We start from the raw sequence: 24,462 nt of genomic DNA on the forward strand, positions 1-24,462 counted from the left end.
GGTGTTGCGGTCGGAAAGTGGCCGCGGTGGGTTCCTGGCACGAGGACCTCGGGTTGTGCAGCTGTTGCAGGTAGACGGCCGACGGTATTGACGCGGAGTCCGGCGCGGTCGGCCCGAGGTCCGCTGACGTAGAACGACCCACGGAAGAACACCGCGATCATTGGTGCCGTGATGCCTCATCATCCCGACGAACACACCGGCATTTGAGGCGGTGCGGCTGGCAGAGTTGTCCGAACAGCTCGGCAACGACATCATCACTTTCCAGGACCAACCCCGACGAGGCCGGTTCCGGTTCCACGACACATGGGCAATCCTGACCTGCGCTGATTCGGACATGATCGCGCGAATTACGTTGCCAGGTAGTGGATCTGGACTCCTGATGAAGGGATTCGTGCGGCCTCCACCATCCGGTGAGCGACCTCGGACGGATGCACCGGCCGGTATTTCGACAGGCGGCCCCGCAGCAGTGGAGACACGATCGGAGCCAGCCGCTTGGCGATGTCCTCGGCCGGCCTGCTTTCGGACCGTTCGCCGAGTAACAGCGACGGCCGGAAGATATGCACTGCCGGCAGCGTTAGCGCCGAGACATCCGTTTCGGTTTCGCCTTTTACCCGGTTGTATTCACTGGGCGACGAGCGACTGGCGCCGATCGCGGAAACCATGAGGAACTGTCGAGCGTGCGCCGTGGCCGCCTGTTCGGCGACTGCTACGACGTAATCGTGATCAACCTTGCGGAAAGCTTTGCTGGAACCCGCCTTCTCCTTCGTTGTTCCAAGGCAACAGAACACATCGGCGTCGGTCAGTAGATCCGCGGTTCCTTCGAGGTCGTCGAAGTCGACGATGTGCTCACTCAGCCGGGGGTTCTCCATGTCAAGCGGGCGTCGGACCAGAACGTGTACCCGCTGCCAGTCGGGATCGGCGAGCAGTGTGCTCACGAGCTCACGTCCGATTGCCCCGGTGGCGCCGACGATGACAGCAGTCCTTTTCACGAGTACTCCTCAGGGGGATGGTCTGCAGTTAGTCATAAGCACCGGCGGCCTTTCGATAGACTACCGGGCTCTCCGCTGTTGGGCCGAAATCGGATTCGTGCGCCGCGGTCCGGCGATCGGTCGATGACACCGACCAGGCGCAGGCGTGCGACGGGATCGAGCGATTCGGGGGCTCGGTCGAGGTCGGCGCCGAATCCTTTTTTTACCGTCGACGAGAGTCAGCGCAACGGTGATCGGCAACGCTCGCCCGTTCTTCGGAGCCCTGATCACCCACGACCCGTTCCGTCGCATCGTTGGCACCTACCTGAGCGAACTCGAGGAATGGTCATCGTCGGCGAGCGTTGTCTCGGCGGGCGGTCGCCTTATCGAAGGGCGATAGTGGCGGCGTCGTCCCATTCGTAGGAATCTCGGGATCGCCAGAGGCGGACGAGCTTAACCTGCTTCACCATGACCGGGACGGGAACCATGCTGCGTAACTGTGAGATTCGCTCGACGATAGGCGCGGCCTCTTGACGCCGATTGCTGTAACCGATCCCAACGTGGGGGCGGAAGTGAGAGATAGGTTTTGACGCGGTGCCCGCGGCGACGTTCACAGGTTGAGAACGCAGAATCGTGGCGAGCTGCCAGATCGATGACCAAGGCGTCACCGAGAAGCGGACCGCTCCCGAGGAACCGGCCAGAGGTCCGACCTCGATCTCGAAGCTGTCGACGCGCTCGAGCACCTCGGCGGTGCCGGAGGTGATCACACTCGATTGCGGCGTCACTGATCGAATCGGCGGCACCAACCCGGCACCGCGTCATGTGAAGAGACGATAGCGGGACCGGATGGAGTCCGAATGAACTCAAGCTCTGCTGGCAATGCCGAGCAACCGGCGCGTTCGGTGGGGGTGAAGCCGCGGTCGACGAGGAGGTCTTCGGGTGGGGGCCGCTGCAAGGTCCCCAGGCGGTGTAGTCCGCCGAGAAGGCGGCGGGGTTGTCGCGGATCTCGGCATTGAACTGGGCGCCGTCGAAGAAGTAGCCGGAGCCGATGCCGATGTGGTCGATGCCGACCACGTCAACGCCGTAGCGGATGTGATCGGCCGTGGCGGTGAGGCGTTCGACGCGGGCCTCGGGGCGTTGTGGCCCAGGAAGATTCCGACGCCGTTGATGCCGATCACGCCACCGGTCGCGGCGCAGGCGCGGGCCTGGTCGTCGGTGATGTTGCGCGGATGTGCCCACAGCGCGGCGAAACCGGGCGCCCGCATAGGCACGGGCGAGCGGAGGCAGGTGCCGGGCTGGAGGTTTGCCGGGCTCTCGGACCGTCTATATCGTGCTGTGAGAGATCGGACGGGGGAGGAGAGAAATGGCCGGATACTTCCAGGTGGATATCGACGTGCTCGCGAGCACGGTGCAATCACTGAAGAACTCCGAACAGGTACTTGGTGATGCAATGAAGGCCTTGGAGAGCGCGGGCGACGGTGATATAGGCACCACCGGCCTGAACGACGCCGCCGCGAATTTTCAGCGCAGCTGGAAATTCGGTATCGAACGGATCATCGAGGCCGCGATCACCACTGCCGAAGGTGTCTCGCAATGCCATGACGCCTACGTGTCCGCCGACTCCGCGTTCGCTAGGGCGTTGGATCAGGCCACACAGGTGATCGACGCGCAGGGTACAGCCGATGGCAACGCCACGGGGGTACAACGGTGAGCGCCGACCCCTACCCCAACCTGGGGTTCAACCCAGTTGTCGGCAGTACAGCCGAAGTGGCGAACCTCCGGCAGCGTATCGATGCGGCACGCCAGGGCGTGACGGAGACCAGGACGCTGCTCAACCGCCTACTCGACAGCGGTGATGTGTGGAGAGGCGAGGCGGGAGACGCCTTCCGGGCGAATTTCGACGCCACGCTGTCCACCGACCTGGGCTTGGCCCAGACGTCGCTGGAATCGGCCGTCGATCTCGTCGTCGAATGGCACACCAACCTGGTCGATTTCCAGGACACCGCGCAGGGACTCGAACAGGAGGCGGCCGCGGCGCGTGCCGAGCTCGCCACCGCGAACACCACACTCACACAGGCGCGCACACATCCCGACCTCGGCCTGGCCAATGCGCGGTTCTCCGATGCCGACGAATTGAGGGCGGCCCAGTCCCGCCTCGACGCGGCGGTCGCGCGGGTGAACGCGGCGGTGACGGCGGTGTCGGATTGTCAAACCAAGCTGGATGCGATCATCCGGCGCGCAACCGACCTCGAGGGTGTGCACAACGCCCTCGCCGCGCGCATCGCCGCAGCACTCGTAGACGCCGCCAAGAACGCGCCGAGCAAGCCCGACGAGAGCCTCTGGGACAAGATCGTCGACGCGGTGAACGCGCTCGGCGACTGGATCGAGGAGAATCGCGAACTCCTACACAACATCCTCTCCACCACCGCGGCCGTCGCTGGTCTACTGGCGGTGATCACCCCACCCCCGATCAGCGCAATCGCACTGGGCGTTTCCCTGGTGGCCGGCGTCGGAGCACTCGGCCTGAGCCTCACCGACGACGAACTACGCGACGACCTGCTGCACGGCAGTCTGAGCGAGAAATTCAGCGCAGGCATGCAGCTCTCGGGCGACGCGCTCGGGCTGATTCCCGGTGTCGGAGCACTCGGCAAGGTCGGCAAAGTAGCCATGCTCGGTGACGCGGCGGGCGATGTCGGCCGTTTCGAGGGCATGGCACGCGCATGGTCGGAGGCAGCTCACAATCCCGGGCTGGTCAACAAGTTCATGACCGACCACAACGTCGGGGGCGTAACGGACATCATGGCCAATACCGGCGTTACCAACGGGGTCAACCGGCTGCTGCAAGTCACCGGCGTGGAGGGCGCGCACAGTGTGGCCGATCCCGCTGTGGCGCTCACGGTACTGAAGCGGACAGAGGGCGCGGTCGGATCAGTGGCCGGCGTGGCCCTGGGAAGCATCTTCGGGGACTGAGCGATCGAGGGTATCGAACAATGACGAACAATCCGGCGCGACCGCCGCGCTACGCCGTGGCTGTGGAAATCCCGCCCGGCTACCACGAACTCCCGCTGACCGGTATCGCCACCGCGATCTCGGCCGCCGACCCACTGCTGTCGCAGCAGACCACAGGAACGCTGCGCGAGAGTGTGCCGAAAACTCTCGGCACACTCGAATTCATGCTGGAGGTGCTGGCCGAGCGCAATGCCGTGTACTGCGGTATCGGCACGCACCGAAGTGCCGACGGGCATCCGGTGGTGTCCTGGCTGACAATCTCGTGCCTCGACGCAGGTGCACCCCGCAATCCTCGCCTCACCCTGGCCGATATCGCGCAGCACAAGACCCGCGACGAGATCGGCTGGCGGGTAGAAGGTGTCGATGTCGGCGAGCGACCACTGCTGTTCAGCGAGGGCATCGGCCACTACCCCTACCCGGACCTGCCCGCGCTGCGGGAATCCGACGATGCCGCGCACGCCTACCAGATGGAAGCGGTGATTCCTTCACCGGACGGCACCACCGTCGCGGTGGTCGAGGTGGCTACCGCCGAAGTCGATCGAGGGCCGGAATTCGGCCCCATGCTATTCGGAATGGCGGCGAGCCTCGAATTCGTATCCTCCTCGACGACCACGAGTCTCGACCTGTGAACCGGCCACCCGCGATGGACGTTCCGCCGCCGCCCGGACCGGCTCGGCAGTTTCCACCGACCAGGCGAGCGTTGCGCCGCAACTGGTGGAATCGGTGGCCGTTGCTACTCACCGCGCTGGCCACCGGACCACTGACCGTCGTATTGATCAGCAAAGACAGTGGCGTGGCGGTCTTGGTCTCGCAGTACTTCATCTTCGGGACGATGTTCGGTGGGTGCTTCCTGTGGATCAATCGACGCCGCCGCAAGGCCCTGCGGCACCCGTGGACCGTGTGGCGGATCCGGTACCTGTCCGGTACCCGCTATGAGTGGGTGGACCTGCTCGGCCCGCACGGCGAAACAGTGGGCACACTCCTGCTCAGCACGTGGGCGTGGAACCGGGGAAAACTGGTGAATCACGCCACTCGCGAGATCTGGTTCGCCGGTGACCCGGCCAAATACGGAGTCGTGTCCCGTCCGGGCGGACGAGATATGCGCTACGCGTACGTATCCCGCATTTACAAGCCGCCGCGCTTGACATTCCGTGAAGCCGGTGAGCCGCCCGTCCCTGGCGGGGGTCGACACTCCAAAGACTGACCGCGAACTCCGCATGACCTCGGCGGACGTGGTGGCGGACAGTACTCGCTTGGGCTCGAGGGGTGAATGCAACGGTCTCGATCGAGACGGGAGTGTTGCATGGTGTGCCACAGCGGAGGGCGGTCGTTGCCCAGTTCTGGGTGGGTATCGGTGAGGGATTGTCGACCACCGCCGCCGCGGCAGCGGGGGCGGGCACCGTCGACGATCTACCGCGAGATCCGCTGGTACGGGCCCAAGATCAACAACACACTTTCCGGACCGACCCGGTATCGACGCCACCACCGATTCGGTGCCCCACGCGGTGGGGTTGGCCGGCGGAACCGATTGCCGGGGTACTGGTGCAGCTCGGTGCCGGAGAGCTGGTCCGCGCCCGGCAACCGGCGCCGTGAGCGTGGAGCCGACTCCACCGTTGGCGCCGTACGTCCTCGCCAACAAACTCTGACAAACGCCGACAAACTCCGACAAACTCCGACGCCGTGCTTCCCTCGGCAGCGACGGGTCTCGCGAACCACGCGGCGACGTGTCGACCGTTCTCGGCCGCGCCACGCTTCTGGTGTCAGCGGCCGTGAGCGCCGACCATCGATTCGCGCTCATATTCGTGCCTGGGGCTGAGTGGCCGCGGGATCGAGCGACGCCATCACGGGTCACCGAACTCGTATCGTGCAGATGCTCGGCGACCCGGACCTCACGCCGCCCAGGGTGGCGCGACGGTTTCGGTCTGCGCCGGTCGTGGAGAACGTACTGGCCATGTGCTTGTCGGCCACCCGGTCTCTGACCCGCTGCTCGCAGGTCAGAGACGGTCTTGCGCCCCCGGCAGTACACACAAACATGGGCAACCGGAAAACGCCTGGTCATCGCCGATTCTTATTCGATCTAACTATGCCCGGGCCGCCGGTTTGGGGCGGTCCTGTTCCCATCTTCGAGGTGCCCACGGCGGGGCACATCCAAGATGGGAACGTAGCTGACCTGGGAATTTGTTTGGATCGATTGGTGGTCGAAGCCGATTTCGCCATAGGTTGAGGGCGCGGGTGTGCAACGTCGGTGGTTACTTGAACCCCAAACGTGCCGTTGTTCGTTCGGGTTGTTCCTGTGGTCACGGCTGATCACTGGCAGTCACCACGCGCGACCTACCTGCGGATATAGCGAAACGTAAAACATTGGCGTCCATTTTCGATCACGCGCAGTCATTCCGAAATCTTGGGGTATTTTGGGATGGGTCAACTGCCGGTAATCGGCATCGACGTCGGGGACCCGGAATTCGATGATCGCGGTGTGATTGTCGACTGGGCGCGCGCTGCCCGCTGCGAACAGCGCCACGGTGCGGGCGCTTCCGATCGCGAGGGTGCCGACCGGTGTGACGATATCGGCGAAATGCGGTGTAGCCCAGTCGGCTTCGACGCCGGTCACGTACTGATAGAAACTGGCCAGCCACTGGACATCCCCGTCCGATCGGTGCGGGGCCGCTACGGCGCATACCGGCTCGCTCCCGGATACCGAACGCCACCGCTGACGCTGACCGACGACGAGGCGGTGGCCGTGTTACTCGGGCTCCTCATCCGGAAATGGTTGCAGACAGCTAAATTTCGGCGCGATCGCCTCAAAGGAGAGGGCAGCGGTCTCCAGCCTGGGCATCCCGACACCCTGGACTCCACACCTGATTTCCGCACAATTCCTTGCAGGACGCAGACTAGTGACCAGACATTGGAAGGGGCAGAGTTGCGCATCGGGGTTTCCGGACCGCATGGAACCGGCAAGACAAGTTTGGTCGAAGAGCTCTGTGCGCGACTGGAGCGCGGGCACACAGCAATCCAGGAACCGTACGTACTACTCGAAGAGGAAGGATACGAATTCGCGTATCCGCCCGTGGCCGCCGACTATTGGGCACAGTTGCGCTACGCGATGCGCCTACTCGGTGATCCCGCACCCGCTGCGGTATACGACAGGACACCCCTCGACTTCCTCACATATCTGGCAGCCATCGGCGTCGACGCGGAAGCTGGGATCGACGAAACCGCCATACGCACCGCACTGGCCTCCCTCGATCTGCTGGTGATCGTTCCCATCACTGCTGAGACCGAACGTGTACTACCCACACCGGAACTGACCGGGCTCCGTCGCAGCGTGAATGATGCTCTGCTGGAACTGGTTTACGTCGACGACATGCAGTTACTCGAAGACGTGCCCATCCTCGAGCTGGCCTGCCCACTTGACCATCGCGGCCATGCGGTTCTGAACGCACTGACGTACTGATCTGCCGATTCCCGTGCGATCGGTGGCGTGAGTTTCAGCTCGTACGCGAAGGCACATCTTCCTCGCGATCCTCGGCATGGCTGCCTGACTGACGGACCTCGCAAAACGACTGGCAGGAAGGGCCTCCCAGAACGGGGACCGTCAAGATGACGCCGAGGACGGTTGCGAGGCATCCACCCAGGACCAGTCCGATGGCGGCGTAGCGCAGCAGAGCGAACCCCACACTGTGGTTCTGAACCGATCGCATCGGGCGCGTAGGTGACTGCCTCACCGCACACCCGCATCCAAGTTATCCGCCGACGTCATCATCGTCATACCCTCGCTCTCATTTGCTCACAGCAACTTTCGTGGCCACCACCGCTGACGTGTGCGGGCAGGCTCGTTCAATGCGCCGAGTCAAAAGGCGCACCGTGTTGCCGGTGCGTATGGGATTTTCGATGCACCGACCATATGTGTCGATGAATAGCTCGAGTCCCAGTGTGTGTTGACGTCGCGGGCGAGCCCTGATCGGCCGAAGCCATCGGTCGTGCGGGTTTTCGGTGCAGGTAGCACTTGGCTCGCAATCTCTGCTGGAACGTTGGACCGAGGGAGTCAGTCGCGGCGTTGGTAGGTGGCGATGATGACGTTGGCGACCGTGCGTGACGAAGTCAGATCGAAGTCGGTGGGGATCGCGCCGTTTACGAAGAGACGCTTGCCGGACCCGACGACCACCGGGAAGATGAGGAGCCGATACTCGTCGACCAAGCCGTGGCGCATGAGTGTATGAGTCAGGTTGCCGGAGCCGGACACCCAGATCGGTCCCCCCGCCTCCTCTTTGAGTGCTTCGACAGCGGCGGCCACATCACCGTCGACCACGGTGGTGTTCACCCACTCCGCGGACCTGACGCTGCGTGAAGCGACGTATTTGTCCATCGCCTCCAGGCGCTTGTTGATCGGGTGGTCTCCGGTTGTGGGCCAGTATGCGAAGAAGATGTCGTAGGTCTTTCGTCCCAGCAACAGCGCGTCGTCGTCGGCCGTCCATGCGAGGAATGTGTCGTTGACCAGGTCGCCCGCATATCGGGCGGTCCAGCCGCCGCCCTCGAAACCGTGTTCGCGGTCTTCCTCCGGCGATCCCGGCCCCTGGACCACGCCATCCAACGAAACGAACTGTTGCACGATCAGTTTGCGCACTAGAGTCTCCCTTCCCTCAATGCAGACGTGCCTACGCCGGAAAAGTCATCGCGTCGGCGAAAAGTAGTGCCGTGACGGGATCCGGCGCGGGGTCGTCGGTCGAGGATCAGATGAACAGTCCGAGCACGACACCACTGATGACCAGCTTCAGGATCCAGTCGGTCATGTGGATCAGAGCGGTCGGGATCGGAACGTTTTCGTGGACGACGGCGCCACTGAGGATGGTCACCGGAAGGATCGCGACGACAGCGCCCAGCGCCGCCCCTGCGCCGGGTCCTTGTCGGTCGCCGGCGAGCAGCAGCACCGCCAGCACCGCGGCTGCCAGCAGGCCACGCAGCATCACGAACGCCATCTGCGCAGGCAGGCCGATCCCGGGACGTGGGGCGCTCGTCCGCGACACCAGCGCGGCGACGGGGGGCGACGCGTACAGCACCGCGCTGATGGCGAACGAGACCACCGCCGCGACCACCACACCAATTGCGACAACCATGGTCAGCTCCTTAAGTACTTGGTGGTACTAAATGTAGGAAGCCGTCCCGGTACTGTCAAGTACTAAAGTGGGAGACATGAGCTCTGCAAGTGGACGTCGTGGCCGGCCGCCAGGAAAGTCTGGTGCCGAACTGCTGGTCGTGGCCCGTGAGGTATTTCTGGAGTTCGGGTTCGCGGGAACGTCGATGGACGAGATCGCCGCGCGCGCAGGGATTTCCAAAGCCTCGCTCTATCGGGAGCACCCGTCGAAGGCCGGGTTGTTCGCCGCGGTCGTGCAGGACTGGACAACAGCCGGCCGTCACGCGCTACGACCTGCCCTCGCGAGGCTCGAAGCTACCGAGGATGTCCGCAAGGGCCTCCTCGTGTGGGCGCAAACGCTTCGGGCAGGAGTTCTCTCGCCGACCGTGGTCGAGATGCGCCGGCTGGTCACCGCGGAGGCGGCCCGTCACCCCGAGGTCGGGAAAAACTATCTGCACAAGAGCTGGATCAGCAACATCGGCGACCTCGCGACGGCACTCCAGATGCTCGACGCCCGCGCCATGCTGCGGATCCCGGACCCTCAGTCGGCCGCGGAACAGCTCACGTGGCTGGTCGTGGGGGCACCCTTGAACGCGCGGATGCTCGATGCCGCCGCAACGACCACCGACACCGTCGACGCGGCGATTGACCTGTTCCTCGCTGCTTATGGCCAGATTCGACCTCACACCCGCTGATGGCGACCCGTTCTCAGTCTCCGACCTTCGGACGGCAGGCGAAAGCCCTCACAGTTGGTTCCGTCGGCGACAGCCCACCACGACAACCGGAGGCAACCCTATGACCGAGCCCACCCCGGACGCCTTGCGCCGCCAGCTCCGGACCTGGTGTGCGAGAGCAAGCAATCAATTCCACCGTGCGGCCATCGATCTGCTCGACGACACCGGGCTACTGGACCACCCCGAAGTTCGTGCCCACATCGAAGTCGCCACGATTACCGACAGGCAAGGGCACTCAACCACCATCGCGTGGATCAAGTGGTCCACGCTGCCCCGTTTCCAGCAAACGGGACCTTTCGGCAGTATCTACGACCGCCTGGTGCCGCTGGCCGTCAGCATCGCGCACGGAACGCCGGTCAACCTCCAAGCTGTCCTGCCCGGGCTCGGCCACCACCATGCCCGCGCCGTCCTGGCTGCCGTAGCCCGTGCCCTCGGCATCGCCGACGACGTGGACATCACCGACGCGCCCAGTTATGTGGCGGCCGAACAAGGCCGCCGTCAAGCACTCTCGAGGTTGCTCGCCGACAACGCACGATCCGCCGACGAACAACGTCCTACGTATCTGTCCCCGCTACACCCGGAACACATTGCGCCGCAGGTATAGCGCACCCGCTTTCGTGAGCGAGCCGACTGCGGGGCCCGTCTCGGTCTACGACTTTGGGTGGGTGGCCGCGGGTACCGGCGAGCGGCTGTGGGCCAATTGATCCGGCCCCGAACCTGGTCGCAGCGAATGCCGGATCACGACCGTCGGTGGTGGATGGTCATGGCCGTCGGGTACATGCCCAGACGTGGAGGGGTTGGCCTGACTACGTTGGTCGTGTGCCCGAAGCTTCCGATCGTTCCGCCCAGGCACCGACCGGACCGGTCACAGCAACGCCGGACGGCGACCGGCGCAACGCCGGATCGGTCGGGGGTATAGCGCACCCGCTTTCGTGAGCGAGCCGACTGCGGGGCCCGTCTCGGTCTACGACTTTGGGTGGGTGGCCGCGGGTACCGGCGAGCGGCTGTGGGCCAATTGATCCGGCCCCGAACCTGGTCGCAGCGAATGCCGGATCACGACCGTCGGTGGTGGATGGTCATGGCCGTCGGGTACATGCCCAGACGTGGAGGGGTTGGCCTGACTACGTTGGTCGTGTGCCCGAAGCTTCCGATCGTTCCGCCCAGGCACCGACCGGACCGGTCACAGCAACGCCGGACGGCGACCGGCGCAACGCCGGATCGGTCGGGGATCAGGGATTGTGGTCAGCGGGTTCGCCGCCGTCGGGTGCGGGGTCGCGGACCTTGCGCAGCCGCAGCAGCGGCACCCCGCGAAGCGCGATTCCGGTTGCGGCGGGACCGGATTCGTCGGCGGGCACGGTGAATATGCGGTAGTCCTCGAACCGGATCCAGGCCTCGTACCAGGCTTCGGCGGGTTTGCCCTCACGGCTTGGTGCGGCGTCGTTGTCTTCGGCAGAGGCCCAGAACCGGCAACGACACAGCGGATCACCGCACCGGTTGAGTGGGCTGCCGCCGGAGGGGTTGTAGCGGTCGACGTGTCCGGCCAGCATCACGCACGCACGGCGGCTGTACCAAGCACATTCAGGATGTAAGGCCGGCTCTACGGCCACGCCGCCAGGGAGCACCGGGCCAGCAAGTCCGCCCTGAACCAGCTGATGCTCGGCTTCGCCGCGCGGCACGGCGACGACCCGCGCACGTTGCTGCTCATAGCACCGGGTTGGGTGAAGACCGACCCGGGCGGCCCCAGCGCACGCCTGAACATCGACGAGTCCATGCCACGCCATGGGCGCGGGCTCGGAAAGCGCCACACAGAAACCGCACACTTTTGACCGGAATCAACGGGAATCGTTGCGAACGGTCGTTTCGTGAAAAGGCCTGGTGCTGAGCACTATTGGGAACTGATGGGTAGGTTCTGGACAATTGGAACCCGCGCCAGGTGGTCGCAGGTTCAAATCCTGTCAGCCCGACAGTGAAAACCCCCTCTGGTCTGGGTTGGAGGGTGTTTCTCTTTTTCGGAGACTTGACGTTTTTGGTCAATTCCCACAGAAACCCCACGTTTTTGAACTCCACGGCCTGCCGAAGACGCGGGAGTAGCCACCCTCGCGGCGCCGTCGGCGAGTTCAGCGTGACTCGCTTTCACCTCACGCGGAAGGGTTCCATGAGTCCGCCGCCGTCGGTCAGCCCGCCCCAATGTTGGAGCGTATGGCGGGAACCTGACGCTGATTCTCGCGGCGGCGACCGGCGAGCAAGAGGCGTGGGAGGACCCACACCTCGGGATATGGACTGCTCAGTCATCACCTGCTGCGGACCTATGGGCGCAGCGGCGGGGGCAGCGAGCAGGTTCGCTTGTATGACCTTCTGGCATTCGTCGCTCGGGAGGTCAAGGCGGATGCATCCGGGACCCGTTGCTGCCGAATAGGATCCGAGGGTCAGGTAGGCGGGGAGCTGGCATGACCTGTCTTCACCGGCACTGGGCACTCTACTCGACCCAGTTTCCGTCATCCGTTCTTGCTCCGGTGACTCGTGAGCTCTCTAGCCCGCGAGGTCACGGCCTTCCAGCGGTTGTGCTCGACGCTTGGGCAGCATGCGTCGACAAGCTAAATGACCTCCAGATCGACACCGTCAACCTAGGACGCCTCCTTACCGGAGGGGATGTCCTGGTGGCCGCACCCACCTCGTCAGAAAGACCCGGCGTTCTAGCCAGTTCTTCGATCAGTTGGGCGCGAGCCGACCAAAGCCTGCGTAACAAACTGGCTCTGTACTGCGATTTTGCATTTGTATACCGAGCGAGGTGAGCGACCGGTGGACGACCAGGAAAACGAAGGAGGCGGGCAGACCGGTGCCGCTGTGCCCCCGACCTCGAGGGCAAACCCGGCGGAGGTGGAACCGGGCCCGCTACGGCCCGGACAGAGCCCGCTGGCACCGCTCGAGCGGCCGATCGCCGTCAAAGGCCACAACGGCACCGTCACCTTTGATGGCTGGTGGATCGAAATACAACGCACCGGCGGCCTCGCCAGGGTCGCGGCGAAGATCAACGCCTTCGAGTCGAAGTGTTTCCCGATCAGCCGTGTCGAGCAAGTCGTGTGGAAGCGCCCGTCGATGCTGGTCAATGGGTATCTGGAATTCGTGGTCGGTGGCGAGCAGCGTTTCCACGGCAAGATCACGGCGGGCGGGGCCAATCCCTACGCTGTTCTGGCGACAAAGCAGATGGCCAAAGATTTCGAGCCGCTGTATGCGGCGCTATTGAAAGCGCTCGCCGACAGCCGCACCACCGGGACCACACCGGTTCGGCACACCTCGCACGAGTCCGCGAAGGCGGTCTCAGTATCTGTTGCTGCACTGGCGAGCTGGTACCCGGACCCCGCTAACCCGGGGTTCCTGCGCTGGTGGGACGGTCGGGCGTGGACCGAACACATCACTGCGACCCCGAGCTACAGACCCGGCCCCGAGACGGTCCGCGGCACTGAGCGCGCGGGGACCGGTAGACGTGTCGAGCATGCGCCTCGTCGGCACCTGACTATGTTCGCATGGGCCGGTCTGGCCCTGGGAACCTTGTTCGCGTCCGCCGCCGCCGTCGACGCCGAGATCGGGATTTTCCTGCTGTTCGGTGTCTTGGCTGGGTGGTGCGGCTGGTGGCTCATCCGCCGCGATCGCGACCAAGACCAAGCCCAGCAGGAATCCAGCGGGGTACCAGCCGGTCGACACGGTCGGCAACCGCTTCCGAACAGGCCGAGGAAAGTCCGATGACGGGCACCGCGAAGACGGTCCTCGCTGTCGCGGGTGTGGCCGCGCTGGCAGGTATCGGCATCGGGCTGGCCCCGGACCAGGAGCGTTCGTCGGTTTCCGAGAGCACCAGCTTTGCGCCGGTTACGACCGTCACTCCATCAGCACAGTTCGTCTCTCCCACAGTCGAATCCGACGATGCGAGCACCACCTCCGGACAGTCGAATGAAGGTATTGCCATCGCACCGACGGGGGTGCCGGCTGACGCGCAGCGGGCCGTGGTTCGGCGCATTGTCGATGGCGATACGCTCGCGGTAGCCGCCGTGACAGCGGGCCCGGCATTGGATTCCACCAGCACGGTCGACGTTCGACTGCTCGAGATCAACGCGCCGGAGACAAAGGATCCGAACACGCCGGTCCAGTGTTTCGGCCCGGAAGCGACCGCGGAACTCACTCGCCTCGCACCGGTCGGGTCAACGGTGTGGGTGCAACGCGATCAGGAGTTGCGTGATCGGTACGGCCGATACTTGCTGTACATGTGGGATCCCCGAGGCGAGTTCGTCAACCTGTCGCTGGTGCAGTCCGGTCATGCCGAGGCGGTCCTGTACCAACCAAACGACAAACACTGGTCGCTGATCAGCGCTGCGGAGCCGACCGCGCGAGCAACGAACGCAGGCGGGTGGGGGACATGCCCGGCATTCGGAGACCGTGCACAGGAGATGGTGACCACTCAGCCGCCGACACCAGCCCCGCAGAATGCGCCGCCGCCGCCGCCACCGCCACTGACGACGCCGCTGCCACCGCCGCCGAAGCCTTCTTGGCAGCCACCTGCGCAGACTGGTCTTCCGAATCAGCGAATGGGCCCCGATACCGACTGCAGCGACTATCCGGGGCCTGTCGCTGTTGCGCCCGGAGATCCGCATCGGCTCGACAGGGATGGCGATGGCATCGGATGCGACGCCAACGGCTAGAGAATCGGCCTTGGCCAGCCCGCCGAACGCAGGTCGACTCCTGGATCGTGCTGACCACTCGGCCGAGCCTGGCCATACACTTCCACTGATTCGTCGGCGGCCGACGGACCAACCGAGTTTGCCAAAAGATCCGCGATGGTGAGCGCCTCGGGCAGGGTCCAAGTCGCCGCTTCGTCAGCGAGCAACTGTTCCCACGACGGTGCTCCAGCTTCTGCACGGGCCGCGGCGTCGGAGCGGACTTTCAGCGCGAGCATGCCGATCCGCATGAGGACAGGAATGTTGAGATGTCGAGCGGCGACGACGGTTTCACCAGCAATCGCGGCTGCGGTGGTCTTCGACAGACTGATCGCTCCGGCTGCGGCGTGCGCGGCGAGCAGCATCTCTGTGTGTTTGGCCGCTGCGGAAGTCGCCAGCCGTGCCGAGCCCGTGCAACGGTAGGCCCCGAGGTGGGTGTGGGTTCGGATGACGACCTCGGTCGCGAGCATCCCTAGGCCCGGGGTCAGCATTCCGGAGCGAAGGTTCAATCCGTCGCCGGAGTTCGTTCCGGCGTACGCGTCGTTGGCGAATTTTCGCAGGTCAGGGTTGGACATCTCGCCGAGAAGTGTCCAGCCCGCCAGCGGCAAGTTCATCGGGGTGACAAAATCGGCGGCCCAGTGTTTCAACAGAAGCGCGACTGCGAGGTGGCGCTCGGGCGCTTGCGCGAACGGTAGACCGGAGCGAGTTGTCGCAACCTTCTCGACCATCCGCTGTCCGTCTTCCCACCACGTGCCTTCGAAGGTTCCCGTGCGGATCTGATTGAGGGCGGCGAAGAACCGCCCTATGTCGTGGCCGGCCGACCGAACGCGATGTGCCGGACCGCCGAATTTCGGGCCGGTGTAATCGATGGGCAGTCGGGCGGTCTGCCTCTCCCACCGGCGCAGCAGGTCAGTCTTCTTCAATAAGGACAGGCCGCTGAGTACCGCGGCGTCTACCTGGCTGTCGTAGAGGTTTCCGAGTGCGCCGATGAGCCCTGAGACACCCACGACGACCAGGTCGCCGCGTTCCCACGGAACCCTTTGGGCCGCCCGCCACCCATCGAGTTGGTGCAGTGCGATCGGGTCGAGGATGTCGGCGATGTCGGCCTCACCCCATCCCTCGACTTCGCGACGCTGCCGATGGTGGGCAGTGAGTTCGGAATAGGTGAGGCCAGTCGAGGTGCTCACGACGCGCTGCGTGGCCGTGTGGTCTATTTGTTTGTCCGAAAGTGCCGATGCAGCAATCGATTCAATGGCATCGAGGTCGCGTGTGAGCGCGTCCAAGTTGCCGACATAGTCGTCATCGATCGGCGAGACCCGGTCGCTCGAATTGCCGCCTTTGGCGCTCACGCTGCTTCCTCGAGGTCGTCAGCGAGGACAGATACCCCCTGAGCAAGGGTCTCCACGGTCTTCTTCTCACCCTCCAGATCCTCGAGTTCGGCAAGCAAGGCCTGAAGTTCATCATTCTCCGGTCCGGTGACACGCTCCTTGAGCCGGTCAGCGACGATCCGGAAGCGAGCGACGCGATCTTCGGCCGCCTGGCGTCGATCCCGCTCCGCGTTCAACTCTGCCTGCTTTGTCTCGAGCTGCGCACGAAGGATTTCGATTCGCTCGGCGAGAGTCACGACGGTCTTGCCCAGGCTTGTCACGCGCTCGCGGAGACTGACAATGACAGCCTTGGCTGCCTCTTCGTTGCCGTCGACATCGCGCAGCACGAGCTGGGTCACGACGTGGATTCGGATGGCGTCGGCGGCGATGCGAGCGGCCGTGAACCCGGCAGCCTTACCCGCGAGCGTGACTGCCCCGACTCCTGCGGCGCCGCTGAAGCCGGTGATGAGGGCGGCACCACCGGCCATGCCGAGACCACCGGCAGCGATGGAACCGCCGCCGATCGCGGCCAGGCCCGCCGAAGTGGCCACCGCGCCCGAATATCCGAGAACAAGCGCTCCGTACGCGCCGGCGATTGCTGGTGCGGCGAGGCCGCCGGTCAGGACACCGAGTCCGAGACCGGCTCCAGCCAAGAGCGCGTACTTGGTCCAGTTACTTGCCTTCGACAGCTTCTTGATCGCGTCCTTGTATGCGTTTTCCACAGCAGGGAGGTCTTCGGGATGGAGTTGATCCATCGACCGATGGGCGGCGGCGAGAGCTTCGGCGCGGACAGCCTTGTCCCACTTGCCCTCCACCCACGGCTCGAACCCATACAGATCGATCAGCAGAAGCAGAGCCCGTGACCGTCTCGCCACGACCGAGGAGATCTGGGGCCCAGCTGACTCGAGTGCCTCGAGATTCGGAGACTCACCATCCGCGGCGATCTGGTGAACGACTTCTGCGACAGCGGGCGACCAGTCGTCCTGGTCGCGCGCCACGATGGCCGCAACGGCATTGTCGCGAAAGGAGTTACGGATTTCGCGCTTGGACGGAAGGTGCTTGCCCTTCGACGCGGCGATGTCGCGCTGCATCATCTGGTACTGCCACGCGGTGAGGATGAAGTCCTCATCGGGAGAGAGCTCGAGCTTCTTCTGTACCTGCACCGCGTCCATGAGCGTGACATTAGCGAGACGGCCCGACAAGTACTGGCGGATCTGAACGAACTCGGGACGAGACAGGGGCGAGGGTGCTCGCGGGGTCACGGAACGAACGATGCCTACCTCATGCATCACTCCTGGAGGAGTCCGAGTTCGACAAGGTCGGAATGCTTTGCAGGACGGTACTATTCGTCGACCAGGGCACCGTTCAGAAGACCGGCCATGCTAGGAGAACAGTTGTGAGGCGCGTAGCTGTTGCTGGATGCATCGCAGCTTTGGCGGCTGGGTTGGGTGCATGCAGTGGCGCCGGTCAAGACGGCGTGTTTGTAACTCCTTCGGTGGTGGTGTCCGCTGGGGCATCAACGACGTCTGTGGTGAGATCCTCGCTTCCGCCCGCAGCCACTACCGCTGCTGCTGTGGTCGATGCGATGGAGGCTGCGGGCCTTCCTGCTACGGGGCGCGCGGACCGCACCAAGGTAGCTGGATGCGCAGATCTGGGGTGTTCGCAGATGATTGCGATTGATCCGGTTTCGGTGTACCAGTTCGGTGGCGAAGCGGCTGCGGAGAAGTACGCAACCGTCATGTCGAAATCCTCTCTGATTTACAGGAACGGCTCGATCGTGCTGCGCTTCAAGCGTGATGGGCCGAGCCCGATCGACGAGACCTTGATTCCGCAGTATCAGGCCGCGCTCGACGGGCTTCTTCCGTAGTCTGCGTATCCCGTTACTGCCCAGGGCATCCGGCATCGTCAGTCCGTGGGTACTGGCCGCATGAACGGGAACGCATGAACGGGACGCAACTTCACGCCACGGTAGAGCACGCGTATCGCCGTCTGTTCCTCGTCGGCGGGGAGGAACACCACCCATCGCTCAAGAGGCCCTACGCTCCTGAGTTCGACTGCTGAAGTAACGCGGCGGGCAGGCTGACTGAGTTGTAGCCACATCCGCTCCGGGAAGGCGTTGTGCGTAACGGAATTCGCTGCAAGAACGGTGTGCACGGCGTGAAGCTCTCCAGAGGTGAAAACGCTGCGGTCACCGCATCGACGGTGGCGGTGACCCTGACGTGGGAATCCCAGTACGACGTCGATCCGCAAGCGCTTCTCCTGGCCGAGAACGGAAAGATCCGGACGAACGACGATTTCGTGTTCTACAACGCGACCCAGCACTGTTGCAGCGGTGTTGGAAGGAGCGTTGCGGATCGCGAAGCGACTGGTTCTCGCTCCTGGACAACGTGATACCCGATCTATACCGCCGGATGTGAAATCCGAGGTTTGGCAACGAGACGGCGGTCGGTGTTGTCAATGCGGCGATGCCCACTACCTCGAATTCGATCACGTCATCCCACTTAGTCGAGGTGGCGCAACGAGCGTCGGAAACCTCCAAATCTTGTGCCGTCGATGCAATCTCGAGAAGGGCGCGCGGATCTGACCGGTTCTAGCTTCACGGTGGCTGTCAGTGTCCGGGAACGGATGTCGATCGCGTGGACGCTACCGGTCTCGCGGTTGGCCACGTAGGCAATGTGTCGGTGGGTGCCGAGGACGATTCCGTGCGGTCGGGTCAGTGCGTCACGGCGTCGGCGGAGCGGTCACCGAAGGGATGTCGCCAGGTGCGGCGTGCGCTCGCACTACGCGGTGTCTTCGCGAGCACGGTCCCCTTCTCCTTCGGTTCGGCCGAAGAACGGAAGGTCCGCCCGCTCGTGCCGGTGCGACGGGCGAGCCGAAGATCGGCCTTGGTCTGTCGCAGGCGCTGCGACGAACGGTGCGCGCCGGCGGTGAGTAGGACAAGGCCGAGCATGCCGAGGGCTCCGAGCACGACTGCCCACAGGAACAACGTGCCCGACGTTGCGGTGATGTGGTAGCCGAGCAGGCTGAAGTCGTCGCTGAGCGTGTGGGCGGGTCCGCTGTTGCTCAGCACGCCCGCCGTGCCGATCACCACCGCGGCGATGAGCAGGACCAGGCCGAGGAAAACAATCATGACAGTCTCCGAATCCGGTTACACCGGTATACGTGTGGTGCCGCCCGCCCGCTGGCCGCGTGCGAGTCGAGCCGATGAGCGGACCGACGATCGTGATGCCACGGTGCACAGCGACCCGGCGTCACCGCCCTTCACTCCGTGGAATACCCCGATCCGAGCGGGCGACGCAGCTGCCGGGGTGCGATCATCGAGATGTCACCGCTGGCGACCGGAAGGCCGGTCCCCGAAAGCCTCACCGCGGGTCCGCGATTCGGGGTGGTACCGGCAGGGTGGGGTCGGCGAACCGACGCTGCACGAGTACCGCGAAGAGCCCGTTCGGCTTGAGCCCCTCGCCGGCCGCCCCGCCAGATCTTCCGTGGTGGCCTTCCCGACCAGGGAGCACGGGGCCAGCAAGTCCGCCCTGAACCAGCTGATGCTCAGCTTCGCCGCGCGGCACGGCGACGACCCGCGCACGTTGCTGCTCATAGCACCGGGTTGGGTGAATACCGATCCGGGCGGACCCAGCGCACGCCTGAACATCGACGAGTCCATGCCGCGCCATGGGTGCGGGCTCGGAAAGCGCCACACAGAAACCCCACACTTTTGACCGGAATCAACGCGAATCAACTCGGGACGGAATGACCCCAGCGCAGATGCTCGCGATCGGCAGGGACGAGGTAATCCGGTATGGCGGGCGGGTAGTACAGGCTCGGGCGACAGCGATCGAGCAACTCGGGAACCGAGGATTCGTCGTCCGGTGCGATGGCAGCCCCGATCTCACAGCCCGTGGCGTTGTCGTGGCGACAGGGTTGCGCGACGAGTTGCCCGAGGTCTCTGGCCTGCGGGAGCGATGGGGCGTCGATGTCCTGCACTGTCCGTACTGCCACGGGTACGAGGTGCGTGACATGCCACTCGCGGTGCTCGGCGGCGACAACCGGCCATTCACGATTCACCAGGCTTCGCTGGTGCGGCAGTGGTCCTCGGACGTGGTCTTCTTCCCGAACCGGATTACCTTGGCCGTCGAGGAACGCACCAGGTTGACCGCCCGAGGGATCCGCATCGCCGAAGGCGAGATCGCCGGCCTGGTAGTGCAGGACCACCAGCTACACGGTATCGAACTTGCAGACGGCCAGATCGTTCCGAGAGCGGTCGCATTCGTCGGTCCACCTGCCCAATTGATCAATGCCGCAGGCGCCGGGACGAAAGCCGGTATCGCGCTGAACCACTTCCTCCTCGAGCGGGACGTGCAGCAAGCTGTCGCAGCGATTCCCACCGCTTGCCGGTGACCGAACAGGCAACTGCCCTTCGGGTTGCGCGGTGTCCGGGTAGAGGACGTCTCCGCGACGCAACTGGGACGACTCCCGATGAGGCTCCGAGCAGGCCGGGCAGGTCCCTATTCCCGGACGATGCGATACCGACCTTCGATTTCCTGAAAGGCGACGGCGGCTGCGATCACCGCGTCGTCCACGTGCTCCCTATCGGCGGGTACGACAATCAACTTGTCGTCGTCATCCAGTGAACGATGTATCGGGTCAGCTAGGCCGCGGTCATCGGCATAATGCTGGCGGCCGTCGAGCTCGATCACAACGCGCTGACGATCGCTGAACAACAGCAGGAAGTCCATCCGTTGCCTCGCCAGAGGCCCGGTCCTGGTACCTCTTTGGCGGAGCGTGTAAGGGAGGCCCATTGCACTGGAAGTCTTGGACTGCGCGTCCGCCAAGACGATGACCACGCGAACTCGGTTTCGTAGGTGTCGAAGCCGGTGCGAGCTGGTCGAACACCCATGCCAAATCCCGCACCGACAGCCCGCCCGCCACGGTGACGATCGACGACTCGGGACCGCTGCAGGCGTTGGTAGTCGCACTGAGCTTTACACGTCATCGAGGAGATGCTGAACCGATACATTGAGCGCTGGGTAGGGCGCGGACGCGTTCGGGCCGAGTAAGCGCGCCATTTGAGGCGCCAAGTCGGCACAGGCACGGATAAGATCTGGCGCGAAACTTCGTAACACTCGCTCATTCAGATGGGTCGCGGAACCGGCGACAGTGAGCGAGCCGAGGGGCGAACTATCCAGTGGGTCCAAGACCGGGGCGCCGATCCCGTTCATTCCCTGATGGTTTTCTTCGAATGACATAGCGAATCCGTCGGCCCTCACCCGGTCCAACTGCCTCACGGTTGGTCGCCTGGTCCCACGTGACCTGGATTCGATGATGTGTTCGGCCTCAGCGGCGGGTAGGTACGCGAGGATAGCAGTGCCGCTGCATCCGGAAGTCAGCGGTGATCGTTCCCCGAGGGGCACAATCACTGGAAACCCGGCCGGTATCTCGCCGCGTGGGGTCACGGCCAGAATCAGCACTCTGTGCGATCCGCTTCTCAGGTGGAGCGCTACCGGCTCTCCGGTCGCCGTGGCCAGCCGCTTGAGAACCGGGCGGGCGTATTGCTGAAGAGCGGGGCGTGGGCCGATCAGCGATCCCAATGCCACTGAGCGAGTTCCGATTCGGTAGCCGCTGCGCCCGGTGTGATCGATGTATCCGCGGTGCTGAAGAGCTTGGAGGGCTCGGAAGGTCTTCATCTTCGGAAGATCACACGCTCCGGCGATCGCGAGCAGGCTTGCCGGTTGCTCCATGCCGGCCAGGGTCTCCAGCACATGCAGCACTCGCGCGGCGTTCTCGGTTGCCACGTCTTCGCCGGCATTCATGCTGCTCACCCCATATTTCTGCGCTGTTGGTTTCATATGATGTTACTCGCCATTGTGGTTCGCGTCACCGCTGTCCATAGTGGCTCTCAGCCGGCCAATCTAGTCCTAGCCGGTGAACCGCATACGAACTTCCTCGCGCTGCGGCGCCCGGAATTCGTCTCGAGTCCGGCACTTCGAATGTGGCGGTTGGCCGCGTCGGTAACGACTGCTTCCAGCGCTGTTTGTGCCGTGGTCGACGATAAAGAGAAGGTTTCGATCACATGAACCATAGCGATGGCCTCGCGTCGCCAGATGGCTCGGATACATCTCCGTCGCTCTCAAGTCGGCTCGACCGGCTTCCCGCTTCGACGCGATCACATAAGATCTGGATGGTAATCCTGGGCTCTCTTTTTCTTTGGGATGTTGCTGATGTCCATGTCCTCGCTTACGCGGCGCCGGCTATTCGCAAAGAGTGGGGTTTGTCGATCTCTGATGTGGGTGTCCTGACGAGTATCTCCTTCCTCGGAATGTTCATCGGTGCACTGGTGGGGGGGAGGATTTCGGATCGTATCGGTCGCAAGAAGATGATCATCGGCGCCACAGTGCTGTATTCGGTTTTCACTGTGGGATGCGCGATCGCACCGAACTTCGCCACTCTGGGCCTGTGCCGCCTGTTGACCGGGGTCGGGCTGCAAGCGCTGACAGGTGCGCTGATTGTTTATGTCACCGAGATGTTCCCCAAAGCGTCGCGGGGACGAAACCAATCTCTGTTGTTGGCTGTCGGTCTTCTGGGTGTGCCGGTCATGGCCTGGGCTGCCCGGTTTATCGTTCCCCTCGACGAGTCTGCGTGGCGATGGCTCCTTCTGTTGCCCGTCCTGGGTGTAATCTCTGCGGTTTTTGCGCAATTTCTTCTTCCCGAGTCTGTTCGCTGGCTCGAGCTGAACGGCCGCGGTTCGGAGGCCGAGGGACTGGTTCGCCGCCTCGAGGACGAAGCGATTCGTCGTTCCGGCACGGTCCTGCCGGAACCGGTGGAGTTCCCAGCCGAGCCGCAACGCGGTCTGAGTGATCTGCTCAAGGACAGCTACTCTCGCCGGGCAGTGGTGGTGGCATCGGTGGTGATGTCCTTCGGGATCCTGAGTCTGTTCGGCTTCAACTCCTGGGTGCCGACTCTGCTGACCGAGCACGGGTATTCGACGAAGAGTGCACTCGGGGTCACCTCGATCTTGTCTCTGGCGCCCATTCTGGGCGCGCTGGCCGCGGTGCCGTTCATCGATCGCTTCGAACGGAAATACATCGGCGCACTCTTGAGTGTCGTCATCGCGGCCGGAATGCTGACATTTGCCTACACCGACTCCGGCGCAGTGCTCATCGCCGCGGGATTCGTTGTCACAATGTTCCTGCAAACAAGTACCGCAACGTTGTACACCTACCTTCCTGAGATTTTCCCGACGTCGCTGCGAGGTATCGGCGCGGGAATGGCGAACGGGATCGGCCGACTGGCCGGCATTGGTGGAGGAATGGTGGTTGCCGCACTTCTCGCGGGCCTGGGGTTCCAAGCCGTATTGGTAGCCACAGCCCTCTTTGCGATTATCAGCGGTGCCGCTTTCGGATTGTTCGGCGAGAACACGAAAGGCCGCGCACTCGAGGAAATCGCTCCCTCGGCCGCGCAGGATGGCCGCCCACATGCCGGCGTACCCGTCAAGGCAATGGAATAGAAACCTGGTCCAGGACCGGCAACAGTTGTGGCGAGGTCGATCGCCTAATTCTATCGAAAGCTGGAATATTCGATTAGTCGCTGAACTAATGACTCCATCGACCATCGAGGATGCAGTCGAGCAGCCTCGGAACCGTAGAAAACACAATCTGAAGGAAATTCTATGAAGAATATCACCGTTGTTGGCGCGCTGCTCGTGTCCGCCTTGGGAATGACGGCCGTGACGGCGAATGCGGCTCCTGAACCGGCGCGTGTCGGCTATACAAGTCGCACGACGGAATCGTCAACAATTATTACCACCGACGCTGGGTCGTTGGCGGTGGAGGATGATATTTTCAAAATCAAGGCGCCCGACGGCACAGTTCTGGCAGGCACCGAGTTGTCCTTCCGGGTCGACGACTTCGTCTTCCCCATCGCCGCCGACATCAATTCACGCACAGCGACCCTCACCCCGAAGTTCGATCGTGAGAACGCTGTCTACGCCCCGGTCGCGCTGCCCTTCGAGAACCAAGCGCCGTGGAAGAGCGAATACGAGCGCGAGCAAGCTGCCTGGAGCAGGATGGTCACCACCATGCAGATGGGTGGGACCATCGGCGCCGCGGCGGGAGCGCTCGGCGGCGCCGCCGTGGGATGTGTGCTCGGTGGTATCGCCGGAGCGACCGTCGCCTCCGCGGCGATCATCGGGCTGTTCGGGGCATTCATCCCGGCCGCCGCGATCGGCTGCATCGGCGGAATCGTAGCCCTCGCGCCTCTCGGCACGATCGCGGGAACGCTGCTGGTGTCCGTTCCGATTGCGATCGCAGCCGCGGCGCAGTACTTCACCACCATCAACCAGCCTGCTCCGAAGCCGGCCAAATAGGGCTGCAGCACCGGTGTACCCACGATCCCGGTGCGGAGGCCTCTCTGGGTCGCCGCACCGGGATCGGTGGGGCAAAGTGCCGTGGCGGACGGCACGCTGGCATCGAGTCCTTACTTTCAAATGCTGCAAGTTAGCTTGCAGGTGTTTTCGGGTTCGAGTGTAGTTGGTGACAGTCCTCATAGCGATCG

The 24,462-nt window shown here is 63.8% G+C and carries 26 protein-coding genes; 15 read left to right on the forward strand and 11 right to left on the reverse strand.

Going from position 1 to position 24,462, the window contains the following annotated elements; genetic code table 11:
- Nucleotides 1–347: 347 nt before the first annotated feature.
- The 3 genes from ACQHI0_RS07075 to ACQHI0_RS07085 all read right to left on the reverse strand — a co-directional run bounded on the left by ACQHI0_RS07075 (nt 348) and on the right by ACQHI0_RS07085 (nt 2,233).
- Nucleotides 348–989 (reverse strand): NAD(P)H-binding protein, encoded by a 642-nt coding sequence (locus ACQHI0_RS07075; RefSeq protein ID WP_427907117.1) that lies wholly within the window; start codon nt 987–989, stop codon nt 348–350.
- A 362-nt stretch (nt 990–1,351) separates the two neighbouring features.
- Nucleotides 1,352–1,753, reverse strand: coding sequence for a 2'-5' RNA ligase family protein (locus ACQHI0_RS07080; RefSeq protein WP_427907118.1), 402 nt, complete (start codon nt 1,751–1,753; stop codon nt 1,352–1,354).
- A gap of 78 nt (nt 1,754–1,831) precedes the next feature.
- The gene (locus tag ACQHI0_RS07085; RefSeq protein ID WP_427907119.1) at nt 1,832–2,233 is read right to left on the reverse strand and encodes a membrane dipeptidase; all 402 of its coding nucleotides are present in this window, start codon (nt 2,231–2,233) and stop codon (nt 1,832–1,834) included.
- 98 nt (nt 2,234–2,331) lie between these two features.
- Here ACQHI0_RS07085 and ACQHI0_RS07090 point away from each other — a divergent pair, with 98 nt between their 5' ends.
- The 5 genes from ACQHI0_RS07090 to ACQHI0_RS07110 all read left to right on the forward strand — a co-directional run bounded on the left by ACQHI0_RS07090 (nt 2,332) and on the right by ACQHI0_RS07110 (nt 7,431).
- Nucleotides 2,332–2,679, forward strand: coding sequence for a hypothetical protein (locus tag ACQHI0_RS07090; RefSeq protein ID WP_378563952.1), 348 nt, complete (start codon nt 2,332–2,334; stop codon nt 2,677–2,679).
- Nucleotides 2,676–3,938, forward strand: coding sequence for a hypothetical protein (locus tag ACQHI0_RS07095; protein ID WP_427907120.1), 1,263 nt, complete (start codon nt 2,676–2,678; stop codon nt 3,936–3,938). The genes ACQHI0_RS07090 and ACQHI0_RS07095 overlap by 4 nt, the downstream gene beginning before the upstream one ends.
- A gap of 20 nt (nt 3,939–3,958) precedes the next feature.
- Complete coding sequence (locus tag ACQHI0_RS07100; protein ID WP_427907121.1) at nt 3,959–4,606, forward strand: hypothetical protein; 648 nt, start codon at nt 3,959–3,961, stop codon at nt 4,604–4,606.
- Nucleotides 4,603–5,181, forward strand: a complete 579-nt coding sequence (locus ACQHI0_RS07105; RefSeq protein WP_427907122.1) for a hypothetical protein — start codon at nt 4,603–4,605, stop codon at nt 5,179–5,181. The genes ACQHI0_RS07100 and ACQHI0_RS07105 overlap by 4 nt, the downstream gene beginning before the upstream one ends.
- A gap of 1,212 nt (nt 5,182–6,393) precedes the next feature.
- A complete protein-coding gene (locus tag ACQHI0_RS07110) occupies nt 6,394–7,431 on the forward strand; it encodes a hypothetical protein (protein WP_427907123.1) in 1,038 nt (345 codons plus the stop codon).
- Nucleotides 7,432–8,022: 591 nt separating this feature from the next.
- Here ACQHI0_RS07110 and ACQHI0_RS07115 read toward each other — a convergent pair.
- Both ACQHI0_RS07115 and ACQHI0_RS07120 read right to left on the reverse strand, forming a co-directional pair.
- The gene (locus tag ACQHI0_RS07115) at nt 8,023–8,601 is read right to left on the reverse strand and encodes a dihydrofolate reductase family protein (protein WP_427907124.1); all 579 of its coding nucleotides are present in this window, start codon (nt 8,599–8,601) and stop codon (nt 8,023–8,025) included.
- Nucleotides 8,602–8,707: 106 nt separating this feature from the next.
- A complete protein-coding gene (locus ACQHI0_RS07120; protein WP_427907125.1) occupies nt 8,708–9,091 on the reverse strand; it encodes a DUF1761 family protein in 384 nt (127 codons plus the stop codon).
- Between the two features lie 76 nt (nt 9,092–9,167).
- On the opposite strand from ACQHI0_RS07120, the gene ACQHI0_RS07125 reads away from it, so the two are divergent.
- Nucleotides 9,168–9,803 carry a TetR/AcrR family transcriptional regulator gene (locus tag ACQHI0_RS07125; RefSeq protein ID WP_427907126.1) on the forward strand — a complete coding sequence of 212 codons (636 nt, stop codon included), beginning with the start codon at nt 9,168–9,170 and terminating at the stop codon, nt 9,801–9,803.
- Between the two features lie 100 nt (nt 9,804–9,903).
- Nucleotides 9,904–10,446, forward strand: coding sequence for a hypothetical protein (locus ACQHI0_RS07130; RefSeq protein ID WP_427907127.1), 543 nt, complete (start codon nt 9,904–9,906; stop codon nt 10,444–10,446).
- A 625-nt stretch (nt 10,447–11,071) separates the two neighbouring features.
- Here ACQHI0_RS07130 and ACQHI0_RS07135 read toward each other — a convergent pair.
- Nucleotides 11,072–11,392, reverse strand: a complete 321-nt coding sequence (locus ACQHI0_RS07135) for a hypothetical protein (protein WP_427907128.1) — start codon at nt 11,390–11,392, stop codon at nt 11,072–11,074.
- A gap of 1,249 nt (nt 11,393–12,641) precedes the next feature.
- Between ACQHI0_RS07135 and ACQHI0_RS07140 the strand changes: the two genes are divergently transcribed.
- Nucleotides 12,642–13,586: a DUF2510 domain-containing protein gene (locus tag ACQHI0_RS07140; RefSeq protein ID WP_427907129.1), complete on the forward strand. Its 945-nt coding sequence runs from the start codon at nt 12,642–12,644 to the stop codon at nt 13,584–13,586.
- Between the two features lie 35 nt (nt 13,587–13,621).
- Entirely contained in the window at nt 13,622–14,533 is a 912-nt protein-coding gene (locus ACQHI0_RS07145; RefSeq protein WP_427907130.1) for a thermonuclease family protein, read from the forward strand.
- On the opposite strand, the gene ACQHI0_RS07150 is transcribed toward ACQHI0_RS07145, so the two are convergent.
- A complete protein-coding gene (locus ACQHI0_RS07150) occupies nt 14,530–15,897 on the reverse strand; it encodes a hypothetical protein (protein ID WP_427907131.1) in 1,368 nt (455 codons plus the stop codon). The two genes, ACQHI0_RS07145 and ACQHI0_RS07150, sit on opposite strands and share 4 nt — an antisense overlap.
- Nucleotides 15,894–17,087 carry a hypothetical protein gene (locus ACQHI0_RS07155; RefSeq protein WP_427907132.1) on the reverse strand — a complete coding sequence of 398 codons (1,194 nt, stop codon included), beginning with the start codon at nt 17,085–17,087 and terminating at the stop codon, nt 15,894–15,896. Before ACQHI0_RS07155 ends, ACQHI0_RS07150 begins: the two co-directional genes overlap by 4 nt.
- A gap of 401 nt (nt 17,088–17,488) precedes the next feature.
- Here ACQHI0_RS07155 and ACQHI0_RS07160 point away from each other — a divergent pair, with 401 nt between their 5' ends.
- From ACQHI0_RS07160 to ACQHI0_RS07170, 3 genes are all read left to right on the forward strand, one after another.
- The gene (locus tag ACQHI0_RS07160; RefSeq protein ID WP_427907133.1) at nt 17,489–17,782 is read left to right on the forward strand and encodes a hypothetical protein; all 294 of its coding nucleotides are present in this window, start codon (nt 17,489–17,491) and stop codon (nt 17,780–17,782) included.
- A 251-nt stretch (nt 17,783–18,033) separates the two neighbouring features.
- Nucleotides 18,034–18,306 (forward strand): TerD family protein, encoded by a 273-nt coding sequence (locus tag ACQHI0_RS07165; RefSeq protein ID WP_427907134.1) that lies wholly within the window; start codon nt 18,034–18,036, stop codon nt 18,304–18,306.
- 22 nt (nt 18,307–18,328) lie between these two features.
- Nucleotides 18,329–18,499, forward strand: a complete 171-nt coding sequence (locus tag ACQHI0_RS07170) for an HNH endonuclease (RefSeq protein WP_427907135.1) — start codon at nt 18,329–18,331, stop codon at nt 18,497–18,499.
- A 129-nt stretch (nt 18,500–18,628) separates the two neighbouring features.
- Here the strand turns inward: ACQHI0_RS07170 and ACQHI0_RS07175 are convergent, their stop codons facing one another.
- Nucleotides 18,629–19,045: a hypothetical protein gene (locus ACQHI0_RS07175; protein WP_427907136.1), complete on the reverse strand. Its 417-nt coding sequence runs from the start codon at nt 19,043–19,045 to the stop codon at nt 18,629–18,631.
- A gap of 776 nt (nt 19,046–19,821) precedes the next feature.
- On the opposite strand from ACQHI0_RS07175, the gene ACQHI0_RS07180 reads away from it, so the two are divergent.
- Nucleotides 19,822–20,310: an NAD(P)/FAD-dependent oxidoreductase gene (locus ACQHI0_RS07180; protein WP_427907137.1), complete on the forward strand. Its 489-nt coding sequence runs from the start codon at nt 19,822–19,824 to the stop codon at nt 20,308–20,310.
- Nucleotides 20,311–20,417: 107 nt separating this feature from the next.
- On the opposite strand, the gene ACQHI0_RS07185 is transcribed toward ACQHI0_RS07180, so the two are convergent.
- A complete protein-coding gene (locus ACQHI0_RS07185; RefSeq protein WP_427907138.1) occupies nt 20,418–20,648 on the reverse strand; it encodes a hypothetical protein in 231 nt (76 codons plus the stop codon).
- Between the two features lie 246 nt (nt 20,649–20,894).
- The gene (locus ACQHI0_RS07190; protein WP_427909104.1) at nt 20,895–21,722 is read right to left on the reverse strand and encodes an IclR family transcriptional regulator; all 828 of its coding nucleotides are present in this window, start codon (nt 21,720–21,722) and stop codon (nt 20,895–20,897) included.
- 260 nt (nt 21,723–21,982) lie between these two features.
- On the opposite strand from ACQHI0_RS07190, the gene ACQHI0_RS07195 reads away from it, so the two are divergent.
- Both ACQHI0_RS07195 and ACQHI0_RS07200 read left to right on the forward strand, forming a co-directional pair.
- The gene (locus ACQHI0_RS07195; protein ID WP_427907139.1) at nt 21,983–23,416 is read left to right on the forward strand and encodes an MFS transporter; all 1,434 of its coding nucleotides are present in this window, start codon (nt 21,983–21,985) and stop codon (nt 23,414–23,416) included.
- Between the two features lie 162 nt (nt 23,417–23,578).
- Nucleotides 23,579–24,274 carry a hypothetical protein gene (locus ACQHI0_RS07200; RefSeq protein ID WP_427907140.1) on the forward strand — a complete coding sequence of 232 codons (696 nt, stop codon included), beginning with the start codon at nt 23,579–23,581 and terminating at the stop codon, nt 24,272–24,274.
- Nucleotides 24,275–24,462: the final 188 nt, after the last annotated feature.

It is taken from the genome of Nocardia sp. FBN12, assembly GCF_050320175.1.
Classification (GTDB): Bacteria; Actinomycetota; Actinomycetes; order Mycobacteriales; family Mycobacteriaceae; genus Nocardia.